The organism is Deinococcus sp. (genome assembly GCF_018260405.1).
Classification (GTDB): Bacteria; Deinococcota; Deinococci; order Deinococcales; family Deinococcaceae; genus Deinococcus.
Genome location: NZ_JAGLBG010000186.1, coordinates 1 through 2,166, shown reverse-complemented (window position 1 = coordinate 2,166; position 2,166 = coordinate 1). Strand labels below are relative to the sequence as shown.

Below are 2,166 nucleotides of genomic sequence, written 5' to 3'. Positions count from 1 at the left end.
AGGTGGGCCAGACCCAGAACCTCTGGGAAAGCGGAAGAAGAAATTTCCTGACCCCATAACGACGCTTGAAGTCGGCTAGACACTGGTTTTACGCCCTCTCTCATAAAATTTGTCAGGCCGTCAGGTCCTGAGTGTTGATTTGGTCTTGGTGCTGTTGCGTCGTCACTGCAGCTCAGCAAACCATATCTTCCGGACAGGCTCTTATATCAACCCAACCAGCGATAGATGAGCTTGCGCCATCTGACCTGATGGGCCACTGGGCGGCGCAATCATCTCTCCCCCTCCATCGTTCTGATCGTAAAATACGCTTTCATGCGCTTGATCTGCATTTCCGATACTCACGGCCTGCTCTCGGGATTGATGCCGCCTGAGGGGGACATTCTCGTTCATGCCGGGGATGTATGCAATGAGGGCAGTGTCCGGAAAGCAGCAGACTTTTTCAGATGGTTTAGTGCGGTTGGGGATTACCACCACGTGTCCTGGTCGCTGGTGCATACGCTGAGGTAATCCGGCACCTTCCGCTGGGTAAATGGTGAGTGGTATCAGCTACCGCTTTGACCCTAAAGCTGCTGTGGGCAGTCGGGTCAGTGAGGTCAAGATTGGCGGGCAGCCCCTTGAAGCAGGCAAGACCTACAAACTGGCCGTCAGCAGCTTCGCGGCGGGCGGAGGCGACGGCTACACCATATTCCAGGGCGCGAAGGTGCTGGTCACCGCCGCCAATGGGCAACGGGACGTGGTGGCCCTGACCGACTATCTGCGGGCGCAACCCACTGTGGCCCCGAAAGTGGAAGGGCGTATTTCTCAGCCCTGATAGTCCTGCCGTAAGCGTTTCAGCCCCTGCAGGAAGTATTGGGGACTGTTTCTGGCCCGACTGAGGGTTAGGCCGCCCTGGATGGTGACGAGGATGTCCAGCGCTCCAGCCTGCGCCTCCGCTGGATGTTTGCCCTGCCGCACTAAATAGGCCACCAATGCAACTTCCCAGCGTTCAAAGTAGGCAGCAATCTGCACAGCAAACTGGTCGCGCGTCTCGGTAAGGGCAAACATACCCACCAGACACACGCGCCCACCCCCAGCAAAATAGGTTTTCACATGGCTGAGCATCTCGCTCAGGCTGCCGCCCTGCTCTAGAGGCACAAAGATGTCTTCTTCAAACCAGCGCGAAATATGCTCCAGCACGGCCCCCGCCATCTCTGCTTTGCCGCCAGGAAAAAAATTGTAGAGGCTCCCTTTCCCAAGCCCCGTGCGCTCCGTGATAAAGGCGAGGCTTGCGCCCTCAAACCCATATTCCCGGAAGATTTCGGCCAGTTCTGGTATCAGGTCGGCCCGCTCACGCATCAGCCGGGGCACTAGAGGCCCACCTCGCTGAGGCCGGGATGGTCAGTGGGGCGGGGGCCAGCAGGCCAGTGAAATTGGCGTTCACTTTCCGCAATGGCAACGTCATTGATGGAAGCCTCACGGCGATACATCAGCCCCTGTGGGGTAAACGCCCACTGCTCGTTGCCGTAAGCTCGGAACCATTGCCCCCGAGCGCCTTGGTATTCGTACTGAAAGCGTACAGCCATATGGTCATCCGTAAAGGCCCAGAGTTCTTTAATCAGCCGATAGTCCTGCTCCTGCTGCCACTTGCGGGTCAGGAAGGAGACGATGGCGGGGCGGCCCCTTAAGAACTCCGAGCGGTTGCGCCACTGGCTATCCTCGGTGTAAGCGAGTGACACGCGCTCGGGGTCGCAGGTGTTCCAGGCGTCTTCGGCCAGGCGGACTTTCTGGCGGGCAGTTTCCAAGATGAACGGGGGGACAGGTGGGCGCAGGATTGTCATTTGTACCAAATGGTACACAATTTGACCGTAAGGTACAAATACAGATGTTCGGGCTTACTGCCTGCTATACGGGTTTGACCGCCTGGACTGCCCTGCCAGCCACCGTTCCCACGTTAGCCCGATGATGTGGGGGAAGGCAGGAATCACCTTTCCCGTTCGCATGGCTTCCAGACCAGGATATAGAATTGGCAACGGGTGCATCTCTAAATTTCGGGTAGTTGGCTGAAATTATGCCCGACAGGAAACGCCTTGAGGTTGTGACAGCCAGGCTCGCCAGGGCAACCGCAAAGTCGCAAAACTGAAGAATGAAGAGAAAGATTTCTGTTATAGACAGAATATATGGCTTGGA

At 56.9% G+C, this 2,166-nt stretch carries 3 protein-coding genes; 1 reads left to right on the top strand and 2 read right to left on the bottom strand.

Annotated features, from left to right (window positions below; translation table 11 throughout):
• Positions 1-529 precede the first annotated feature (529 nt).
• Positions 530-811, top strand: coding sequence for a 5'-nucleotidase C-terminal domain-containing protein (locus QZ269_RS12895; protein ID WP_291427100.1), 282 nt, complete (start codon positions 530-532; stop codon positions 809-811).
• On the opposite strand, the gene QZ269_RS12890 is transcribed toward QZ269_RS12895, so the two are convergent.
• Both QZ269_RS12890 and QZ269_RS12885 read right to left on the bottom strand, forming a co-directional pair.
• Positions 802-1,347, bottom strand: coding sequence for a TetR/AcrR family transcriptional regulator (locus QZ269_RS12890; RefSeq protein ID WP_291427099.1), 546 nt, complete (start codon positions 1,345-1,347; stop codon positions 802-804). The two genes, QZ269_RS12895 and QZ269_RS12890, sit on opposite strands and share 10 nt — an antisense overlap.
• On the bottom strand, positions 1,347-1,817 hold the full coding sequence (locus tag QZ269_RS12885; protein ID WP_291427098.1) for a nuclear transport factor 2 family protein: 471 nt from the start codon (positions 1,815-1,817) through the stop codon (positions 1,347-1,349). The genes QZ269_RS12890 and QZ269_RS12885 overlap by 1 nt, the downstream gene beginning before the upstream one ends.
• Positions 1,818-2,166: the final 349 nt, after the last annotated feature.